Here is an 18995-nt window from a genome sequence, read left to right on the forward strand (position 1 = left end):
CCAGGGCCCTCGGCCAGCAGGCCACGGGCTTAATCGGGACTTCAGGTTGCCCACAAGCTGCGCGAGCGGTGCTCATGTTCGCACGCCGGTACGACATTTTCGCGACCCGTAGACTGCTGCGATGCAGCGGCTCTGGCGAATTGTCCTGATCTCGGCGGCGGTGCTCGCGTCGGTGGCGGCCACCGGCTTCGGCATGGCGTACTCGCTGGGCGCGTTCGCCGAGGCCGGCCGCTTCGGCGCGGTGCCCGGCTGCGGGGTGCTCGAACCGGCCACGTTCGCCCCGGTCGTCGCGGCGGCCAAGGTCGAGAGCGACGGCGACAACTGCACGGCGACGGACGGGCAGGTGCAGGTCAACGTGGGGTACACCCTGGTGACCAAGCGGGGCACCGTGGGCGGTCCGGAGCTGGCGTCCCGCTATCTGACCGCGGTCGGCGGCGGGGACACCGAGACCCTCAAGGGGGTCGGGGACCAGGCGATCCGGCAGCGCACCCAGGCGATCGGGGCGCCCCAGATCATCAGCATGCGGGTGAGCAACCTCATCGTGGTGCTGTCGGTCGTGAACCTGGCCGGGGGAGACCTGCCGGGCGGGGCCGAGGACGGGCTGGTGAAGGTCGCGACGGCCGTCGGGGCCCGGCTCAGCGCCTGACTTGTTTTCCTCCGCCCGCACGAACTCACGTAACGGACATAGGCCGCGTCAGGGGAGGCGCCGCTGGAACCGCCCAGCCGCGTCCGTCCGGTCCTGGTAGCCCAGCGCCCGGTAGAAGGCGTGCGCCCCCTCGCGCGTGCGCAGGCTCGTCGCCTCCACGCTCGCGCACCCGCGCAGCAGCCCGAACGTCTCCGCCGCGGCGACCAGGCTCGTGCCGATCCCGCGCCCGCGCGCCGACTCGTCCACCGCCAGCGCGACGATGCGCAGCCACGCCCCGTCGACCTCGAACGAGGGGATCACGTGCGCGGCGATGACACCCAGCAGGTGGCCGCGCTCGTCCCACACGAACGCGGCCCCGTCCGGGTGCTCGCACCAGCGCTGGAGCCGCTCCGCGACGTTCGTCTCGGCCTGCGGGTGGCCGTCGCTCTCCAGCAGCGCGGCGACCTGCTCGGTGTCGTCAGGCGAGAGCCTGCGCACCCCACGGGCGACCTGCATCCGGTAGCTGTGCAGAACATCAGCGGTCATGAGTGCAGCGTAGAACCGCAGGGCCGAAGCGTGCCTGCCGGAAACTAGTCATTCACATTCATGGCTGCGTACGCACAACTTGACGATTCGCCCGCGGGGCCTAAGATTGCGCGCCTCAGATGGCGCAGGAGTCGTCCGTGCACGCACCCGAGCCGGCGTCCGCGGCCGGCGCCTTCAGCAGCGTCAGCGAGGACTGCGCCAGGGCCTGCTGGAACACCTCGAGCGGCTGCGCGCCGGAGACCCCGAGCCGCTGGTTGAAGACGAAGAACGGAACCCCGCTGATGCCGTACTCCCGGGCCTGCGCGATGTCCGCCTGCACCTCGTCCGCGTAGGACCCGTCGGCGAGCGCCTGCTTGGCCGCCACCTCGTCGAGCCCGGCCGACGCGGCGAGCGAGGCCAGCACCGTGTGGTCCCCGACGTCGGCGCCCTCGGTGAAGTACGCGTGCATGAGCCGCTCCTTCACCTCACCCTGCCGCCCGTGCGCCTTGGCGAAGTGCAGCAGCCGATGCGCGTCGAGCGTGTTGGCCGTGCGGGCGCGATCGAAGTCGTACGCGAGGCCCTCCTCGGCGGCGATCGCGGTCACCTGCGCGAACATGCCCTTGACCTGGCTGAGCGACATGCCCTTGCGCGCGGCGAGCGACTCACCGACGGTGCGCGAGTCGCCGGTCGGGGTGGACGGATCGAGCTGGAAGCTGCGCCACTCCACGGAGACCTCGTCGCCCTTGAAGTTCGCCAGCGCCCGCTCCAGGCGCCGCTTGCCGATGTAGCACCACGGGCAGACGATGTCCGACCAGACCTCGACCTGGATCATGTGCACGCACTCCCTCAAACGAGCTCATTGACGCTTCAACAATACCTCTTCCAAGGGTTCACGTAATATCGTGAAATGTCCGAGATGTCGGGCTAGCGAAGCGCCCGACATCTCGTGGACCCAACGCGATCTCGGCGTCGGCGTGGTCGGCGGGCCGCCGTGGCCGCCCTGATCCTGGCTCCGCTGCGCGGGCCGTGCCTGGACCTGCCCGCGATCGAGTCGGCCCAGGCCTGGCACGACCACGGTTCGACGCCGACGGTGCAGCACCGCCGGCGTCGAACCCGCAGAAGGCCTACCAGTCGGCGTTGATCCCGCCCCAGGCCAGCAGGACCTGGTCGAACGTGTTGCCGTCGTTGTCGTCCGTGTACGCGACCGTGAAGGCGCCCCAGTTGTCCACCGCGACCGCCGTCTGTTCCTGGCGCCCCGTCGTGGTCTGGGTGAGCACCTGCGTGGCCAGGCGGCCGGCGGTGGTGCCGTCCGGGTTGAAGCCGCGGCCGTACTGCTCCGTCGCCGACCAGGTGACGAAGGCGTTGGCCTGGCCGTCGATGCCGATGGCCGGGTTGGTGCCGCCGTTGGCCACGAGGACCTCGGTGGACCGGGCCACCGCGCCGGGTGCGAAGGAACGGGTCCACACGCCCGCCGTACCGGTGTGGTCGGACTCCCACGCGACCGTGAAGTCGCCGGTGAAGTTGGCGGCGATCGCGGCGTGGCGCTGCTGGCCGTCGCCCAGGCTGTTGGCCGTACGGCGGGACAGGTTGACGGCGCCGTTGGACTTGGCCAGGCCGACCAGGCCGATGTTGTAGTAGCCGTTGGCGTCGGCGTCCTCGTCCCACACGACCAGCGCGTCGCCCGACGCCGAGACGGCCACGTCCGGGCGGTGGTGCTGGCCGGTCTGCTGCGACGCGAAGACCTCGTAGGCCTTCGTGGTCGGGCCGGTGTAGCCGGCCGCCTTCACCGTGTAGGTGCTGCCCTGGATGTCCTCCCAGGCCACCGTGAACGCGACCGCGCCGCTGGTCGGGGCGCCGTCCGGGTCGACCGCGACCTTGGGCAGGATCTGGTCGCCGGCGGTGTCGGCGTTGGCCCGGCCGGACGCGGAGACGGTGCCGGTCGGGGAGAGCACGCGGTACTGGATGTTGAACACCCCGTTGCCGTCGCCGTCCTCGGCCCACACCACGACCGCGTTGCCCTTGTCGTCGAGGCCGACGTCGGGCGACAGGTGGGTCCAGTTCGAGCTGCCGCCGGCGGACAGCTTGACCTCGTACTTCGACACCCCGTTGGTGAACATCCGGACCCAGATGTCGGAGTGGCTGTTGTTCTCCGGGGCGGTGTCGTCCCGGTCGTCCTCCCACACCACGGCGACCTGGCCGTTGCGGTTGGCCGCGATGGCCGAGGTGTCCTGATCGCCGGTGGCGGTGCTGTTCGCCGTCGTCCACGTCAGCGACGCGGCGGCAAGAGCCAGAGCAAGAAGAGCCTGCATCGGTACCCCTAGATCGCTTGCAGGCCGGGACGGCCGTCGAGGATGGCGAAGGACTTGAGCGTGCTGGCGGCCGCACCGTGCTCGGTCACCGTGGACACGCCGCGGAAGTCGGCCGTCACCTGGGCCTGCGTGATCTTCGTGCGCACGTAGCCGCGCCGGTTGGAGTAGAACTTCAGGTGCGGGTTGGTGCCGGCGTTGGGGATGGCCGTGTCGGCCGTACCGTTGCCGCCCGACGTGATCGAGGTGCAGACCAGTTCGGTGCCGATGGTCGCCGAGTTCGCGTTCGCGTAGTCGGCCTTGAGGTTGTTCGCCCACGACGCGTGCACGTCGCCGGTGAGCACCAGCGGGTTGCGCACGCCACGGTCGACCCAGCCCTGCTGGATGCGCGCCCGCGACGCGCGGTAGCCGTCCCAGGCGTCCATGTTGCTCGCCCCGGAGGCGTCGTACTGGCGGGCGAAGAACACCTGCTGGCCGATGATGTCCCACTGCCCCAGGTGCTGGCCGAGGCCGTCGAGCAGCCACGACTCCTGCGCGGTGCCGGGCAGGCTGCGGCTGGCCAGGTCGGCGTCCGAGCACACCTTCCAGCCGTCGCCGCAGGCCTGGTCGTTGCGGAACTGCCGGGTGTCGAGCATGTGGAACACGGCGAGCTGGCCCCAGCGCACGCGGCGGTACAGCGCGATGCTGTTGCCGCTGTTGATGTTCGCCGGGCGCAGCGGCATGTTCTCGTAGTACGCCTGGTACGCGGCCGTGCGCCGGGCCGTCCACTGGGCCGTGGTCAGCGCCGGGCTGCTGTCCGCGCGCACCATGTTGGCGTAGTTGTTCTCGACCTCGTGGTCGTCCGGCACGACCAGCCACGGCGCGATGGCGTGCGCGGCCTGCAGGTCGGGGTCGGACTTGTACTGCGCGTACCGCCGCCGGTAGTCCGCCAGCGTCACGATCTCGCTGCCCACGTGCTGGCGCAGCGAGCCGGCCGTCGCGGCGTCCTCGTAGATGTAGTCGCCCAGGTGCAGGATCAGGTCCGGGCGGTCGTCGGCCATCCGGCGGTAGGCCGTGTAGTACCCCGACTCGTAGTGCGCGCACGAGGCGAACGCCATCACGAAGTCGCGGCCCACCGTGCTCAGCGCGGGCGCGGTGCGGGTCCGGCCGACGGGCGAGATGTGGCCCTGCGCGCGGAAGCGGTAGTAGTACTCCGCGTCCGGCTGCAGGCCCCCGGCGACGACGTGCACGGAGTGGGCCGCGGCGTACTTGGCGGTCACCGTGCCCGACGCCACGAGCGAGGCGAAGGAGCTGGTGGTCGAGACCTGCCAGTCGACGGCGACGTCGGCGTTGGCCATCCCGCCCTGCCCGTCGGCGTTGAGCGGGGAGGGCGCGAGACGGGTCCACAGCACGACGCTGGAGGCGTCCGGCTCACCGGAGGCGACACCGAGCTGGAACGGGAACGGTACGGCGGCGCTGGCGCTCTGCAGGGGTGCTACCACGACCCCGGCGACGGCAGCACCGCCGAGGACGAACGTGCGGCGGCTGAGCCTATTCATGGGGCTCACGATCGAGTCCGCGCATGAACACCACGTGGCCGCCCGCTTGATAGACGGCTACGAATATGTACGCACCTGTTGCGGCGTCCGCCCGAACGCGCGGCGGAACGCGCGATGGAAGCTCGCCACGTTGCCGAAGCCGGCCTCGGTCGCGATGTCGATGACGCGCAGGTGCGCCAGGGACGGATCGCGCAGGTCCCGGGACGCCTTCTCCAGGCGCAGGCGGCGCACCGTCGCGGCGTACGACTCGGGCTGCGGCGCGAACAGCCCGTGCACCAACCGCACGGAGACGCCGAGCCGCCCGGCCGTGGTGGCGGGGCAGAGGTCGCCGTCGCCCAGGTGCTGCTCGATGTCGGCGAGCGCGGCGGCGTGGGTGCGCGGGGACCGTACCGGCGCAAGAACCTCCGGATCGACGGCCACCGCGAGCAGCCCGGCCGCGTGCACCGCCAGCCGCTCCGGGCGCGCCACGCTCGGCACCGACTCGAGCGCCAGCCGCACCGCCGCGCCCACGCCCCCGCGCGTCGGCACCGCGGCAGCGGTCGGCACCTTCCCCGGCAGCAGCGCGGTGGGCACGAAGAAGGACAGCTGCTCGAAGTCCGCGCCGAACTCGAAGCGGAACGGCCGGTCCGTGCCGACCAGCCCGAGTTCGCCCGGGCGCAGCAGGGTCACCCGGCCGTCCTGGGCCATCAGGCTCGTGCCGCGCACCTGGAGGTTGGCGTAGAAGCCGTGCACCGGTGAGCGGGCGATGTCGTCCTCGGTGCGGCGTACCGTCTGCCGCTGCGACACGATCCGCGCCAGCGCGAGCCCGCCGAGCGGCCACTGCGTCACCTCGCCGGCGAACCCGCCGCGCAGGTCCGACTCCGGCGTCAGGGCGAGGAAGGCGGAGCAGATCAGCTCGCGCCAGTATGCGAACTGCTCGCCCGCCGCCCGGTCCCCCGTCGACCAGCGCATGACTTCCTCCTGTCGGGTAGGCGTCCCTGCACGCAATGCAACGTCCGGCTGCGCCGGCGGCAACATGGTTTCGACGGCCTTCCGACACGGTGATGGCATGAGGACTCGTTTCACCGAAGCGTTCGGCCTGACCACGCCGATCGCGCAGGCCGGCATGGCGTTCGTGGGCATGACGCCCGACCTCGCCGTGGCCGTGTGCAACGCCGGCGCGCTGGGCTCGCTCGGCGTGGGCCTGATGCCCGCGGACGCGCTGGCCCAGACGATCGAGGGCACCCGCGCCGGCACGACCGGCCCGTTCAACGTCAACTTCATCACCGTGTTCACCACGGACGAGCAGATCGACGCGGTCTGCGCGGCCCGGGTGGCGGTGGCCTCGTTCCACTGGGGTCACCCGAAGCAGGACTGGATCGACCGGCTGCACGCGGCCGGCGTCAAGGTCTTCGAGCAGGTCGGCTCGGTCGCCGCGGCCCGGGCGGCGGTCGACGGCGGCGCGGACGCGGTGATCGCCCAGGGCGAGGAGGCGGGCGGGCACAACGCGTCCACGCTGCCGCTGTTCGCGCTCGTGCCGCTCGTCGCGGACGCCGTGGGGGACCGGGCCCTGGTGCTCGCCGCGGGCGGCATCGCCGACGGCCGGGGCCTGGCCGCCGCGCTCATGCTCGGTGCCGACGGCGCCTGGGTCGGCACGCGGCTCGTGGCCACGGCGGAATCGGGGGCGCACGAGGAGTACAAGCGAAGGCTCTTGGAAGCTTCTGGTGAGGACACCGTGCGCACGTCGCTCTTCGGCCCGGAGACCCCGCAGTTCAACCCGATGCGCGTGCTGCGCAACCGCGTGGTGCGCGAGTGGGCCGACCGCATCGACGACATCCCCGACTCCCCGCTGCCGGTGATCGGCGAGACGGTCCTGGGCGGGCGGCGGATGCCGATGCACCGCTTCTCCAACCTGGTGCCGATGCGCGACGCCACGACCGGCGACCTGGAGGAGATGGCGCTGCTGTCCGGGCAGGGCGTCGGGCTGGTGACCGAGATCCTGCCCGCCGCCGAGGTGATCGCGGCGCTGACCAAGGAGGCGGAGGACCTGCTCAATCGCGCGCGGTGACGCCGTTCACGCAACCGTCAGCCGCCCGTGGTCGTGCTTCGCCGGGGAATCGACCAGAGTCCCTTCCCTGTGGGCACTCGCCGGGTTTGGTGGATCGGCCTGCTGGCGTACTTCGCGATCGGCGCCGCGTGGGCGTTCGCGACCCCGTACAACGGCGCCTACGACGAGCATGACCACGTCGCGCGGGCGGCCGGGGTGGTGCGCGGGCAGCTGCTCGTCGCGCCGGCCCGCGGCGTCAACGACGGCGGGTTCCCGGTCGTGCCGCGCAGCCTCGTGCCGCCCGGCGTGACGTGCATGATGACCGCGAACCCGCCGGCCGCGACGTGCCTGGGGGCGGCGCCGCCCGACCGGACCGCGGCGCCGGTGCACAGCCGGGCCGCGCGCTACGACCCGGTCTATTACGCGCTCGTCGGCTGGCCGCTGCTGCCGTGGCCGGACATGGCCGGGGTGATCGGCGCCCGGCTGGTCAGCGCGCTGCTCTGCGCGGCGCTGCTGGCCACCGCGGTCACCCTCGCCCTGCCCCTGCGCCGCCGCCGGTTCGTGCCGCTCGCCGTGCTGTTCGCGGCCTCGCCGATGCTGCTCGCGCTCAACGGCCTGGTCAATCCGAGCGGTCTGACCATCGACGCCGCCGTGCTGCTGTGGATCGTGTTGCTGCGACGGTACGGCGACGAGGCCGAGCCGGACGAGCGGGCCCGCCGCCGCCTCGCCGCGTTCGGCGCGCTGGCCGCGGTCGCGATGATCCTGGCGCGGCCGGAAGGCTTTGTCCTCGTCGCCGGGATCGTTCTCGTCGTGCATTTCGCTTTTGGTGTACGGCCCGAGCTCCGGCCTCCGCGCGCCGCGCTGGTCGTGGCCGGGGCGACCGTCGCGGCACTCGCGTGGACGTTCCTCTCGCGGGTGGCGGAGTTCGGGGCGGCGCCGACGCCGGTGAGCAAGCCGCTGCTCGCGGTGGTTCGGGCGATCGTGCAGTACAACATCGATTATTGGCTCCGGCAGACCATCGGGCTGTTCGGCTACGGCAGCATCGGCATGCCGCAGTGGGCCTATCTGGCGTGGACCGCGGTCGCCGGCGGCCTGCTCGTGGCCGGGTTCGCCCGCGCGGGCCGGCGCACCGCCGCGGTCATCGTCGCCGTCCCGCTGCTGTGCGTGGCCGCCGGCATCGCGGCCGATCTCGTGATGTCCCGCATCGTCGGGTACTGGATGCAGGGCCGTTACTTCCTGCCCCTGTGGGTGGGCGCGTTCCTGCTGGCCGCCTGGGCGATCGGCGAGACGGGCGACGCGCGCCTGGTGCGCCGCGCGTACGCGGCCGGGATCGGCGTCTGGGCCCTGATCCAGACGGTGGCGCTCGGGGTCGCGCTGATCGGCTACTCGACCGGCAAGCAGGCCCACCCGCCGGGCTCGCCGATCTGGGTCCCGCCGGGCGGCTTCGCGGTGCCGTTCGTCCTGCTGCTGCTCGGCCTGGGAGGTGCGTGTTGTTGTATGAGCCGCCGCGTCAGCGCTTCTGGGAGTACCTGACCGCGTTCTTCCTCGTCATCGCCGGCTGGGCACTGGCCATGCCGGCCAACGGGACGTACGACGAGAAGGACCACATCGTCCGCGCGTACGCCGTCGTCACCGGCCAGTGGACGCCCGCGCACACCGTCGTCGACCGCCGCGGCGACACCAAGCCCGCCTTCCTGGTCCCGGCCACCCTGCTGCCGCCGAACGGCAACGTCGACTGCGCCTGGTCGCCCCGCCCGGCCCGCCCGGCCGCGTGCCAGCGCTGGGTCGCGGACCCCGAGCGCCGGCTCACCCCGAGCGGCGCGGCCCGCTACAGCCCCGTGTACTACCTGCTCGTCGGCGCGCCGCTGGCCGTCGCCCCGAACATGACCGGCATCGTGCTGGCCCGCCTGCTCTCCGCCCTGGCCGCGGCGGCGCTGCTGGCCGGCGCTCTGAACGCGGCCCGGCGCCTGCGCGGCCGCCTGCTCCCGCTCGCCGTCGTGCTCACCGCCACCCCGACGGCCGCGAACCTGGCCGGCTCGGTCAACCCCAACGGCCTGGAGATCGCGGCGGGCGCGGCCGCGTGCTGCGCGCTGCTCGCGTTGCTGCGCCTGCCTGACGAGGAACTGGACGCGGTGGCCGTGCGGCGGCTGGTGTGGCTGCTCGGCGCCGCGTCGTTCGTGCTCCTCACCGTGCGCCAGCTGGGCCCGCTCCTCCTGCTGCTGGTCCTGGTCGCGGGTCTGCTCCTGGCCCGCAAGGGTCGGCTGCTCGCGCTGGCCCGCCGCCGCCCCGTCCGGGCGCTGCTGGGCTCCTGGCTGGCGGGGCTGGCGGTGTCGGTCTCCTGGATGGCGTACTCGCGCCTCGCCGACGTCGCCCCGGTCGCGCGCGACGCCCAGCAGCTCTCGTTCCCGGGCTTTCTGGGCGAGATGCTCGCGCACCGCCTGCCGTTCTACATCAACCAGTTCGTCGCCCAGTTCGGCTACGGCGAGACGCGCGGCCCCGCGTTCGTCATCCTCATTTGGTACCTCCTGCTGGCCGTCGTCGTCGCCGGCGGCCTGTTCCGCGCGCCCGCGCGGACCGTCCTGGCCTGCGCCGGTCTCGGGTCGGCGTGCCTCGGCCTGCTGGTCGCGCTGGAGGTGCACTACCTGCCGCTGGTGGGCTGGTTCGCCCAGGGCCGCTACGCGATGCCGGCCGCGGTGGGCGTGGTGTTGTGCGCGGCGAGCGAGCCCGCCTTCGGCCGCTTCCTGTCCGCGCGCAGGCGGTTGCGCGTGTTCTGCGCGACGTCGGCGACGATCGCGGCGGCGCTGCACCTGTACGCGCTCGCCTTCGTCATGACCCGCTTCCAGGGTTCCCTGGATCTCTTCAACCCGGCCTGGCGCCCCTGGGCCGGCCCGTTGCTGCCGCTGGTCTCCACGGCGTGCGGCCTGACGCTGCTGACCGTGCTGGTCACCGGGGTGGCGCCGGCGCGGATCGTGCTGTTCCGGAGCGTCGTCGTGCTCAGACGGACCGCTTGAGCTTCTCCACGTCGGCCATGATGCCCTCCATGGACTGCCGGAAGCCCGCCTCGATCTGCGCGATCTGCTCCTTCGCGGAGCGCCGCAGGTCGCCGACGTCGGTGCTCGGCATCGCGTCGCCGAGCGCCTCGCGCATGACCTCGTCGATCTGCGCACGCAGGTCGGCGTTGGCCGCGCCGACGGCCGCGATGACCTGCTCGGCCAGGGTTTCGGAGCCCTGCCGCAGCGCCCGCGGGTCGATGACCAGGCCGCTGAGCCCGGCCTCGCTGTCGACCCGGGCCCGGATCAGCCCGTTGGCCGCCTCGCCGGTTCCGGCCAGCTCGCGCATCCGCGCCTCCAGCCCGCTCAGCTGCCGGATCCGCTCCTCGTTGAGACTGCTGAGCCGCTCGAGATCGTCCACTGCTACTCCTCGATCCTTCGCCCGGACCATGCTTCGAGCATGTGCAGTGCCTCGTCGCGCGGAACACTCGCGCGCTTGACGTCGCCCAGCCACACCGGGGCTTTCTCATGCGGCCAGGCGGCCACCAGTTCTCGGTTCTTGACGCCCGCGTGCAGGCTGATCTTCGTGATGTCGCTCCAGGGCAGCGTCCGCCCGAACAGCTTGATGCCGTCGGGGCCGGCCGACCGCCCCCTCCGCGACTCCATCACGATCACGGCCGGTCCGACCAGCGCGAACACCACTCCGGTCCCGATCGCCAGCGTCGACAGGACACGCCAGAAGAGATCGGGGTCGCCGGTGGCCACATAGACGCCGAACACGGACTCGATCAGGAACAGCGGCGCGCACATGAGCACGAAACGGGTCAGCAGCCGAGCCTCACCCGACGGCCCGAACCGCACCACACTCACGGCGTCACCGGCCCCGGCAGCTCCCGCTTCGGAATCACCCGGATCGCCGGCGCCTTGTAGTCGATCGTGATCTGCTCCAGATCCTCCCGCCCGGTAGCGCCCCCGGTGGGTTCCGGCACCCCGAACCCCGCGAACCCGGCGGCGGCACTGGCGAGCGCCAGCCCGCTGAGCGACGACAACAGCGCCGCCGACGCCTTGACCATGTAGTCGATGGCCCGCGCGGCCGTCGTCCCGATCCCCTCGGCGGCGGCCCGCGCGAACGGCCCCACGTACGGCACGAAGAACAACGCGAACAGCATCAACAAAATCGACAGCAGCGCCACACTCATGGCGGTCAGCGTCGTCCACAGCACCTTGTACACGTCATGCACCTTGTCCACCGCCTGCCCGGCGTTGGCCATGTACGTCTTGAGATCGTCCAACTCGGTCGTATACCGATCGACGGCGTGCAGGAAGGCCTCGCGATCGTCCGCGATCCAGCCCTCCTTGGCATTGGCGACCGCGTTGCCGACGTCCTTCTTGACGAGCTCGACCTGATTGGCCAACTCCTGCCACTTGGTGGCGGCGTCCCGCATGCCTTCGACATTGGCCACCCCGGCCGACGCCGAAATGATCGCGAGCGCCAGCGTGCGCGCAATGGCGGACGCCGCTGTCAGGTTGCCCAGCGCGAGCATGATGAGCAGCCGGACCGGGACGAACTCAGCCATCGCCGCTCACCGCACCTGAACCGTGTTGGCGCTCTCGGCCTGCTCCCACCCTTGGGCAACCTCGTTGAGCTTGTCGGCGAAGACGTCGAGCCGCTTGCCGGCCGCCTCGAGATACTGCATGGCGTAGTCCTGCACCCGCTCGTGCGCGACCTGGAACCCGATCCCGATCAGCCCGAACGACGGAAAGGGCACCGCCGTCTCCGGCACCTCGTCGCGAATGCGTTGCAGGTCGGGCTTGGCGATCCCGACGAGCGCGGTGCCGGTGGCGCGGATCGCCTTCGAGGTCACGTGAACGTCCTGTGCCACAGGGTCCCCTCCATCGAGCGCTCCCGACTCGGCGCAGCGGAATCCTAACTGACAACCATCAACGTCATGTGCCCCCGACCAGCGATGCGCCACGCTGGAGCTACGGTCAATCGAACATGACGTTCGGCCGGGACAAGCCGATGTTCGACGGGGCACCCGGCGATCCCCAGGTGGCTCCGGCACCGGAGGAGCGGGTTTCCCGGCCGGTCGGCTCGGCCGGTGCCAGGCGATCCCCGAAAAACCGCAAGTCGCGGATCCCCGCCGTCACGCTCGATGAGGTTCGGGCACGTCAACGAGGCGCGACCGCGGACATCCAGGCATTCGACCGGTTCGCCGAGACGGTCCGAGAACTGCGCGCCGCCAACCCCGAGTGGGGCAGCAAGCGGCTCAGTGCGGAGCTCCGAGAGCGCGGCTGGGCCAACTTCCGCCGCGCACACGTCGTCCTGGCGTTGACCGGCAGGCGGCCGGTCGTGCCGGAACGACGAGATGCAACGCCCGGACCGGACATCGCACCGTCGAAGGGGCCCGCCCACCAGCCCGTGCCGGAACCCGTCGCCGAGCAATTGCGCGGGATCACCCTGGCCTCCGTCCCGAACACCCCGCCCGGCCACTGCCCGTCCTGCGGCGTCCGCGTGAGCGCGCAGGGAGCGTGCCGCTGTTCCTGACCGGCCGGGCTCCCGGACCGGGTCGGCGGTGCTGGATCAATCCCTGTGTTCGGCCGCACTAAATCGATGCAGATAAAGCCGATAGAGTGCCGCCACCGTGATCAACTGAACGACGGCGGCGTCGTCGATCGACGCTGCGCACAAGGAGACACCAATGACCGTTCCCCCGGTCCCCGGCGGGCCGCCGACCCAGCCGTTCGCCCCTCCGGCGCCGCAGGCGCAATACCCGCCGATGGTGCCGGCGCCGTACCAGGCACCGGTGGCCATCCCCTTCGCCGCTCCCGCTCCGGGCCATCCCCAGCAGCAGCCCGCGCCGTACGGCTTCCAGCCTCCGCCCGCGTCATACGGCTTCCCGCCGCCGCCCGCGCCGCAGATCGTCATCAACAACACGGTCAGTGCGACCGCGATCGCCGGCTTCGGCGGCCGGCGCCGGCAGTCCTTCGCCGTGCACGTGGTGCTGCTGCTCTGCACCGCCGGCCTGGGGAACCTCGTCTACGCCTGGTACATCTCGAGCTGGAACCGCCGACACGGCTTCTGAGCCATGGGCCGCGGGGCGACGCCCGGGACCGGCCGCGCCGGCCAGCGCAGCAAGGAGAACGAGTGCGCCCGGTAGGACTCGAACCTACGACCTTGGGATTAGAAGTCCCCTGCTCTATCCACTGAGCTACGAGCGCATTGTCGTCGCACAGGCTACCGCCACTTCGCGGGAGCTTGCTCAAGACCTGCCTAAGAACAGCATGCACGTCGCTTCGGAAGCAACCAGGTTGGCGACGGGCCGGGCACCGCGGACGGGGAAGCCGTGACCCGGCCCGTCGCCGGTCCTCAGACGCCCGCCGGCACGCGGGGGCGCTGCCGTCGTGCCTTCGCGCGGCTGGGACCAGCCTCCGGCTCCGCCTCGTCGTCCTCGGGCTCCACTTCCTCGTCCGCCGACTCCTCGGTGATCTCGGTGATCTCGGTGGGAGCGGCGGCGACGGTGGCGGCCGGCGTTTCGAAGACCGAGGCCAGGTCGCCGTCCGAGGTCAGCGAGGCCAGGATCTCTTCGGCGAACGGGTCGCCGTCCTCGATGAGCGTGACCACGCCGCCGAGATCCGGGTCGTACGCCTTGCGCCGGGGCAGGCCGTTGATTTCGTCGGCCGGCTCGGTCGGCGGGTCGTCGTGGCGCGCGTCGTTGCGGTCGTCGTCGAGCGCGTCGGTCGCGGTCAGGGCCCTGACCCGGGCGAACTTGGCCCGCCCGCGGGAGAGGTCGTGGCCGACCGACTGGGCGTCGATCTCGTAGCTCACCCGCCGCACGTGGTCCTCGGTTTCCCAGTCCCGGCTGTACAGCCGGCCGATCACGATGACCGGATCGCCCAGCTGCACGCTGCGGGCCACGTTGTCGGCGAGCTGCCGCCAGCAGTTCACCCGCAGCCGCAGGCTGTCGCCGTCCACCCAGCGGGTGTCGGCCCGGTCGAAGCGCCGCGACGTCGATGCCACCTTGAAGTGGGTGACGAGCGTCTGCTGGTCCACGACCCGGCGGCTCTCCGGCGGGGTGAGCACGTTCCCGGTGATGGTGACCATGGTCTCGAACACGGTCGATCTCCCTCCACGATGTCCTTGCAGTGTCGGGAGAGAGCGTGCGCGCAACGGTCCCCGGTCCGCTCCGCGCGGACGCCGAATCTGTGGACAACGGGGTGCTTGTGGACGGGGTGGCGTACCGGCGAAGGATCTGTTAAGTGCCCCGGCTCAGACGCGGAACTGTCCGACGAGTCCGCGCAGCTCACGGCTCATGGCGGCGAGCTCCTCGGCGGCCGTGCGGGTGTCCTCCACGCCGTCGGTGGTGACCCGGGCGTTCGCGGAAATACTGGAGATGTTCGCCGCGATGTCGGCCGACCCGGCGGCCGCCTGCGTGATGTTGCGGGTCATCTCGTTCGTGGTCGCGGTCTGCTCCTCGACCGCCGCCGCGATCGTGGTCTGGTAGTCCCCGAGCCGCCCGGTGACCTCGACGATCCGGTTGATGGCGTCCGTCGCCGCGCTCGTGTCGTTCTGGATGCTCGCCACCTTGGCCGCGATGTCGCCGGTGGCCCGGCCGGTCTCCTGGGCCAGCTCCTTGACCTCGTTGGCGACCACCGCGAACCCCTTGCCGGCCGCACCCGCGCGGGCCGCCTCGATGGTCGCGTTGAGCGCGAGCAGGTTCGTCTGCTCGGCGATGTCGGTGATCACCTTGACCACGTCGCCGATCTGCCGGCTGGAGCCCGACAGCCGCCCGATCAGGTCGAACGCCGACTGCGTGAGCTCGGTCGTCTGCCCGCCGACCCGGGCCGCCTCGGCCGCGGTGCCGGCGATCTGCTGAATCGAGGCGCTCATCTGCTCGGCGCCGCTCGCCACGGTGTGCACGTTGCCGGAGACCTCGTCGGCCGAGGCGACGATCAACCCGGACTGCGCCGACGTCTCCTGCGCGCTGGCCATGATGCGTTTGGACGTGTCGGTCAACCGCTCACTGGCGACCGCGACGGTGGAGGCGGAACCGCTGATTGCCCGTACCGTCGAAGCGATCTTGTCAACAAACGTGTTGAACTCGCGGCTCACGGCCGAGAACTCGTCGTGCCCGCTGATCACGAGCCGCTTGGTCAGGTCGCCGTCGCCCTCGGCGATGTCCGCGAGCCGATCGTGCAGGGCGCGCAACGGACGCAGGACGGACAGCGAGAGCGCCACCGCGAGGAGAATCGAGAGCCCGAGCGCGATCCCGCCGACGATGTTCGCCAGCCGCCTGGTGCCGCTCGCCGTCGAGTCGGCCGAACGCCGCGCGGCCGCCGCGGCCTGCTGCGCCGAGGCCACGAGCGCGTCGATCCGATCGGCCATCTGCGCGTACACGTCGAGCGCTTCACCGGTGATGAGGTCGTTCGCGGCGTCCGTCTGCGCCGCCGACCCCGCGCGATAGTCGGCGATCACGCGGTCGTCCATGGCCACGTACTGCGCGTACGCCGCGCGAATGCCCTCCACCGCCGCCCGGTCGCCGGCCGACAACGGCAGCCGGCCCATCGCCTCGATCTCGGCGCTGAAGTCCCGCATGGCCTGCAGATAGGCGGCCCGCGTCTCAGCGGTGTCAGCGGCCGCGTCCGGCACGCCGCGCACGATGTCGAACGCGTACCCGACCTGCCACCCCGACACGTCGGTGATCCGAAACTTCAACTGCTGCGCGGCATCGACCTGCGCCTGCGACGCCGACAGCCGATCCGCCGTGTCCCGCGTCCCGCCGGCGGCCGCGATCGCCGACACCCAGATGCCGACCACACACAGCGCGACCACGAGGAACCCGACCACCAGTCGCGTGACGACTCGCGTCCGCCGCAGCGCGTCCATGCCCGCCCTATCGGCGTTGCGGGTGGCAACCGAAGCAAAACCAGGCCGCACTTGTACCGCCTGTGCCCCCGCCCCGCCCGCCTCCGTCCCCGAACCGGCAGCCGCGCGGAAGTGCTGGCAGACTGGCCGGATGCCGACCTTCGAGCAGCTCTTCGCCCAGCACGTGGCCACCGGAATGGCCCGCCAGGTGGCCCTGGCCGACCTTCTGGGCGACCGCGACTGGCAGCTGGACCTGACCACGGGCCAGGCCACCTTCGGCAGCGACCTGACCTTCGGCGTCCAGCTCCTCGGCACCGAGAGCGAGCCGGCGCAGACGTGGCTCTGGGCCTGGGCCAACGAGGCGAGCAACATCCCCCCGGCCCTGCTCCACCTGACGACCTGGCTGCGCGAGTACGGACAGCAGGAACAGGTCGACGCCTTCACCGAGCCGAGCCTTCCGCTGTCGGTCGCCGACGGCCACCGCCTCGCGCTGGTCGCTTCGAGCCTGACCGGCCGCCCGTACTATCGCGGCCCCTATGACGGCGGCGCGGTCTTCTTCCACCTGGAGGGCACCCCGCCGGAGGTCACCGCCCCGGTCCGCCCGGAACGCGCCCTGACGGTCCTGCAGCAGGTCATCTCGGCCTTCCCCCTGGACCACCGCGTGACGGCGAGGTCGTTCTTCACCCAGCAGGGCTGGCAGCTCAACGAGTCGCCGGACTCGCTGGAGGCCAAGGATCCCGGCTCGAACACGGTCCTGACCATCACCTTCGACAACCAGGGCCGCATCAGCAACATCGCCGGCACCCTGGCCCGATAAAGGAGACCGGCATCCACGGGGGAAGATGCCGGTCTCGCTCCCCATGATAGTTGCCGCGTCAGCTACCCGCCACCCTCGCGGCGGGCGGCATGAAAGGTTCGTCGCGATCGCGTTGACAAATGCCGACAAGACGGGCGGGTGCTTGCCCGGCGGGGCGGGGTGGACGGAGCTTCCGGATCGAAGCGTTTCACTCCCCGAGCGAGAGGTCCGCCGCCATGCCCCAGAGTTCAGTGCGCCGCGCCGCTGGTGCGATCGCACTGTTCGTCGCGGCCGGTGCCCTGGGCAGCATGCCGCTGTCCAGCGCGTACGCCGATCCCGCACCCGTCAACGTCACCGTCAACACGAAGCTGGGGCTGGCCACTGTGGCCGACACCGCGCTCGGCGTCAACCACGCCATCTGGGACCAGGAGCTCGGCACGCCCGCCGTGTCCGACCTGCTCGGCGCGGCCGGCGTCGGGATGCTGCGGTACCCCGGCGGCTCCTACGCCGACATCTACCACTGGCAGACGCACACCGCGCCCGGCGGGTACGTCGCGCCGAACACCGACTTCGACACGTTCATGGCCGGCGCGCAGCGGGTCGGGGCGCAGCCGATGATCATCGCGAACTACGGCACGGGTACCGCGCAGGAGGCGGCGGACTGGGTGCGGTACGCGAACATCACCAAGGGCTACCACGCCAACTGGTGGACGATCGGCAACGAGAACTACGGCAACGGCCACTACGGCACCGCGTGGGAGGCCGACGACCACGCCGACAAGAGCCCGAAGCAGTACGCCGAGGAGGTCGTGGCGTATTCGCGGGCGATGAAGGCGGTCGACCCGAACATCAAGGTCGGCGCGGTGCTCACCACGCCCGCCAACTGGCCCGACGGGCTGGTCGGGGCGGGCGACGCCGGCACATGGAACCAGGTGGTGCTGTCCATCGCCGGGCCGTCGATCGACTTCGTCGACCTGCACTGGTACCCAGGCGGCAACGGCGAGGCCGACTCGCTCACCAAGCCGGCCCAGATCGACGACATCATGTTCGCGGCGAAGGACCAGATCGCGAAGTACGCCGGCAGCAACTCCGGCCGGATCGGGATCAGCCTCACCGAGACGAACGTGGGCGTCGGGCAGAACACGCAGCCGGGCGCGCTGTTCCTCGCGCAGACGTACAGCGGCATGCTCGAGAACGGCGTCTTCACCGTCGACTGGTGGGACGTGCACAACGGCATCGGCACCGTCTCGACCGTCGGCGGCCAGACCGACTACGGCGACTTCGGCATGCTGTCCAGCGGCAACTGCAACGCCGACGGGGTGTGCCAGCCGCCGCTGAACACGCCGTTCGCGCCCTACCACGCGCTCAAGCTCATGCACTCGTTCGTGCACCCCGGTGACCAGCTGATCCGCGCCGGCACCGACAACGCGCTCGTCGCCGCGCACGCCGCCCGCCGGTCCAACGGCGACCTCACGGTGCTGCTGGTGAACATGGACCCGGCCGCCAGCCACGCGGTGAAGATCGCGTACGACGGCTACACCCCCTCGTCGGCCGCGCCCACGGTCGAGTCGTTCCTCAACGGGGCGAGCGGCATCACCAGTGCGCAGTCGGGCACGGCGGCGGCGCAGACCCTGGCGCCGTACTCGCTGGCCGTGCTCACCCTGCACCCGGCGACGTCGCCGGCGGGCGCCCCGAAGGCTCCCGGCCGACCGGTGGCGAGCGCGATCACCGACCGCACGGCCACGCTGACCTGGCCGGCCGCGCAGGCGGGGGTGAAGTACGAGGTGTACCGCCAGGTCGGTGCGCGTTCCGAGCAGCTCGGCGAGACGACCGGAACCTCGTTCACCGCGCGGAATTTGACGGCCGGCACACGGTACACCGTGAATGTCGTTGCACGTGACGGCTCGGGCCGGGCGAGCTGGTCGTCGCCGCCGCTGACATTCACGACCGGAGCCGCGGCCACGAGCACCTGCGGCATCCACTTCACCGACGCGAACGACTGGGGCAACGGGTACGTCGGGAACATCGACATCACGAACACCGGTACCGCCGCCATCAACAACTGGACGCTCACCTTCACGTGGCCGACGGGCTACCAGAGCGTGGGCAGCGGCTGGAACGGCACCTGGACCCAGACGGGCGCGACCGTGCGCGTGACCCCGGCCGACTTCAACACCAACCTCGCCCCGGGCGCCACCACGAGCGTCGGCTTCGTGGCGTCGTACAACGGGCCGAACATCCTGCCGATCGCCTTCACCTTGAACGGCAACCTCTGCTCGGTGAGCTGAACCGGGTGAACAGCCGAGCGCCGCGGACCTTCCCC

Annotated in this window: 19 protein-coding genes and 1 tRNA gene; 8 read left to right on the forward strand and 12 right to left on the reverse strand. The window is 71.4% G+C overall.

Annotated elements, in window-relative coordinates:
• Window positions 1–121 precede the first annotated feature (121 nt).
• Window positions 122–646 (forward strand): hypothetical protein, encoded by a 525-nt coding sequence (locus ACQP00_RS05710; protein ID WP_433215353.1) that lies wholly within the window; start codon window positions 122–124, stop codon window positions 644–646.
• A gap of 48 nt (window positions 647–694) precedes the next feature.
• Here ACQP00_RS05710 and ACQP00_RS05715 read toward each other — a convergent pair whose 3' ends face one another.
• From ACQP00_RS05715 to ACQP00_RS05735, 5 genes are all read right to left on the reverse strand, one after another.
• Window positions 695–1171: a GNAT family N-acetyltransferase gene (locus tag ACQP00_RS05715; protein ID WP_433215356.1), complete on the reverse strand. Its 477-nt coding sequence runs from the start codon at window positions 1169–1171 to the stop codon at window positions 695–697.
• Window positions 1172–1286: 115 nt separating this feature from the next.
• Window positions 1287–1982, reverse strand: a complete 696-nt coding sequence (locus tag ACQP00_RS05720) for a DsbA family oxidoreductase (protein ID WP_433215359.1) — start codon at window positions 1980–1982, stop codon at window positions 1287–1289.
• A 292-nt stretch (window positions 1983–2274) separates the two neighbouring features.
• Complete coding sequence (locus tag ACQP00_RS05725; RefSeq protein WP_433215362.1) at window positions 2275–3459, reverse strand: hypothetical protein; 1185 nt, start codon at window positions 3457–3459, stop codon at window positions 2275–2277.
• A gap of 8 nt (window positions 3460–3467) precedes the next feature.
• A complete protein-coding gene (locus tag ACQP00_RS05730; RefSeq protein ID WP_433215365.1) occupies window positions 3468–4994 on the reverse strand; it encodes an alkaline phosphatase D family protein in 1527 nt (508 codons plus the stop codon).
• Between the two features lie 57 nt (window positions 4995–5051).
• Window positions 5052–5945, reverse strand: a complete 894-nt coding sequence (locus ACQP00_RS05735; protein ID WP_433215368.1) for a helix-turn-helix domain-containing protein — start codon at window positions 5943–5945, stop codon at window positions 5052–5054.
• 97 nt (window positions 5946–6042) lie between these two features.
• On the opposite strand from ACQP00_RS05735, the gene ACQP00_RS05740 reads away from it, so the two are divergent.
• From ACQP00_RS05740 to ACQP00_RS05750, 3 genes are all read left to right on the forward strand, one after another.
• The gene (locus ACQP00_RS05740; RefSeq protein WP_433215370.1) at window positions 6043–7041 is read left to right on the forward strand and encodes an NAD(P)H-dependent flavin oxidoreductase; all 999 of its coding nucleotides are present in this window, start codon (window positions 6043–6045) and stop codon (window positions 7039–7041) included.
• A 69-nt stretch (window positions 7042–7110) separates the two neighbouring features.
• Window positions 7111–8553 (forward strand): DUF2142 domain-containing protein, encoded by a 1443-nt coding sequence (locus ACQP00_RS05745; RefSeq protein ID WP_433215372.1) that lies wholly within the window; start codon window positions 7111–7113, stop codon window positions 8551–8553.
• On the forward strand, window positions 8508–10031 hold the full coding sequence (locus ACQP00_RS05750; RefSeq protein ID WP_433215375.1) for a DUF2142 domain-containing protein: 1524 nt from the start codon (window positions 8508–8510) through the stop codon (window positions 10029–10031). Before ACQP00_RS05745 ends, ACQP00_RS05750 begins: the two co-directional genes overlap by 46 nt.
• Here the strand turns inward: ACQP00_RS05750 and ACQP00_RS05755 are convergent.
• From ACQP00_RS05755 to ACQP00_RS05770, 4 genes are read right to left on the reverse strand one after another with little or no spacing between them, the layout of a single operon-like run.
• The gene (locus ACQP00_RS05755) at window positions 10015–10431 is read right to left on the reverse strand and encodes a YbaB/EbfC family nucleoid-associated protein (protein WP_433215378.1); all 417 of its coding nucleotides are present in this window, start codon (window positions 10429–10431) and stop codon (window positions 10015–10017) included. The genes ACQP00_RS05750 and ACQP00_RS05755 overlap by 17 nt on opposite strands.
• A gap of 2 nt (window positions 10432–10433) precedes the next feature.
• Complete coding sequence (locus ACQP00_RS05760) at window positions 10434–10871, reverse strand: hypothetical protein (RefSeq protein ID WP_433215381.1); 438 nt, start codon at window positions 10869–10871, stop codon at window positions 10434–10436.
• Between the two features lie 5 nt (window positions 10872–10876).
• Window positions 10877–11587 carry a WXG100 family type VII secretion target gene (locus tag ACQP00_RS05765; RefSeq protein WP_433215384.1) on the reverse strand — a complete coding sequence of 237 codons (711 nt, stop codon included), beginning with the start codon at window positions 11585–11587 and terminating at the stop codon, window positions 10877–10879.
• Window positions 11588–11593: 6 nt separating this feature from the next.
• On the reverse strand, window positions 11594–11893 hold the full coding sequence (locus ACQP00_RS05770; RefSeq protein ID WP_433215387.1) for a hypothetical protein: 300 nt from the start codon (window positions 11891–11893) through the stop codon (window positions 11594–11596).
• Window positions 11894–12009: 116 nt separating this feature from the next.
• On the opposite strand from ACQP00_RS05770, the gene ACQP00_RS05775 reads away from it, so the two are divergent.
• Both ACQP00_RS05775 and ACQP00_RS05780 read left to right on the forward strand, forming a co-directional pair.
• Window positions 12010–12558 (forward strand): hypothetical protein, encoded by a 549-nt coding sequence (locus tag ACQP00_RS05775; protein WP_433215390.1) that lies wholly within the window; start codon window positions 12010–12012, stop codon window positions 12556–12558.
• A 154-nt stretch (window positions 12559–12712) separates the two neighbouring features.
• Window positions 12713–13096 carry a DUF3824 domain-containing protein gene (locus ACQP00_RS05780; RefSeq protein ID WP_433215393.1) on the forward strand — a complete coding sequence of 128 codons (384 nt, stop codon included), beginning with the start codon at window positions 12713–12715 and terminating at the stop codon, window positions 13094–13096.
• Between the two features lie 63 nt (window positions 13097–13159).
• Here ACQP00_RS05780 and ACQP00_RS05785 read toward each other — a convergent pair.
• The 3 genes from ACQP00_RS05785 to ACQP00_RS05795 all read right to left on the reverse strand — a co-directional run bounded on the left by ACQP00_RS05785 (window position 13160) and on the right by ACQP00_RS05795 (window position 15897).
• Window positions 13160–13232 (reverse strand) — tRNA-Arg (locus ACQP00_RS05785).
• Between the two features lie 148 nt (window positions 13233–13380).
• Window positions 13381–14127, reverse strand: a complete 747-nt coding sequence (locus ACQP00_RS05790) for a single-stranded DNA-binding protein (RefSeq protein WP_433215396.1) — start codon at window positions 14125–14127, stop codon at window positions 13381–13383.
• Between the two features lie 153 nt (window positions 14128–14280).
• Window positions 14281–15897 (reverse strand): methyl-accepting chemotaxis protein, encoded by a 1617-nt coding sequence (locus ACQP00_RS05795; RefSeq protein ID WP_433215399.1) that lies wholly within the window; start codon window positions 15895–15897, stop codon window positions 14281–14283.
• 130 nt (window positions 15898–16027) lie between these two features.
• Between ACQP00_RS05795 and ACQP00_RS05800 the strand changes: the two genes are divergently transcribed.
• Window positions 16028–16693 carry a DUF6882 domain-containing protein gene (locus tag ACQP00_RS05800; protein WP_433215402.1) on the forward strand — a complete coding sequence of 222 codons (666 nt, stop codon included), beginning with the start codon at window positions 16028–16030 and terminating at the stop codon, window positions 16691–16693.
• Between the two features lie 215 nt (window positions 16694–16908).
• The gene (locus tag ACQP00_RS05805; protein ID WP_433215405.1) at window positions 16909–18960 is read left to right on the forward strand and encodes a cellulose binding domain-containing protein; all 2052 of its coding nucleotides are present in this window, start codon (window positions 16909–16911) and stop codon (window positions 18958–18960) included.
• Window positions 18961–18995: the final 35 nt, after the last annotated feature.

Origin of the sequence: Dactylosporangium sp. CS-047395, from assembly GCF_050942185.1 — a bacterium.
Lineage (GTDB): Bacteria > Actinomycetota > Actinomycetes > Mycobacteriales > Micromonosporaceae > Dactylosporangium.

Coding starts and splice junctions, on each gene's coding strand:
- ACQP00_RS05725 (WP_433215362.1), bottom strand. CDS start 3,459: ATGCAGGCTCTTCTTGCTCTGGCTCTTGCCGCCGCGTCGCTGACGTGG.
- ACQP00_RS05800 (WP_433215402.1), top strand. CDS start 16,028: ATGCCGACCTTCGAGCAGCTCTTCGCCCAGCACGTGGCCACCGGAATG.
- ACQP00_RS05740 (WP_433215370.1), top strand. CDS start 6,043: ATGAGGACTCGTTTCACCGAAGCGTTCGGCCTGACCACGCCGATCGCG.
- ACQP00_RS05795 (WP_433215399.1), bottom strand. CDS start 15,897: ATGGACGCGCTGCGGCGGACGCGAGTCGTCACGCGACTGGTGGTCGGG.
- ACQP00_RS05775 (WP_433215390.1), top strand. CDS start 12,010: ATGACGTTCGGCCGGGACAAGCCGATGTTCGACGGGGCACCCGGCGAT.
- ACQP00_RS05765 (WP_433215384.1), bottom strand. CDS start 11,587: ATGGCTGAGTTCGTCCCGGTCCGGCTGCTCATCATGCTCGCGCTGGGC.
- ACQP00_RS05735 (WP_433215368.1), bottom strand. CDS start 5,945: ATGCGCTGGTCGACGGGGGACCGGGCGGCGGGCGAGCAGTTCGCATAC.
- ACQP00_RS05805 (WP_433215405.1), top strand. CDS start 16,909: ATGCCCCAGAGTTCAGTGCGCCGCGCCGCTGGTGCGATCGCACTGTTC.
- ACQP00_RS05730 (WP_433215365.1), bottom strand. CDS start 4,994: ATGAATAGGCTCAGCCGCCGCACGTTCGTCCTCGGCGGTGCTGCCGTC.
- ACQP00_RS05780 (WP_433215393.1), top strand. CDS start 12,713: ATGACCGTTCCCCCGGTCCCCGGCGGGCCGCCGACCCAGCCGTTCGCC.
- ACQP00_RS05720 (WP_433215359.1), bottom strand. CDS start 1,982: ATGATCCAGGTCGAGGTCTGGTCGGACATCGTCTGCCCGTGGTGCTAC.
- ACQP00_RS05715 (WP_433215356.1), bottom strand. CDS start 1,171: ATGACCGCTGATGTTCTGCACAGCTACCGGATGCAGGTCGCCCGTGGG.
- ACQP00_RS05710 (WP_433215353.1), top strand. CDS start 122: ATGCAGCGGCTCTGGCGAATTGTCCTGATCTCGGCGGCGGTGCTCGCG.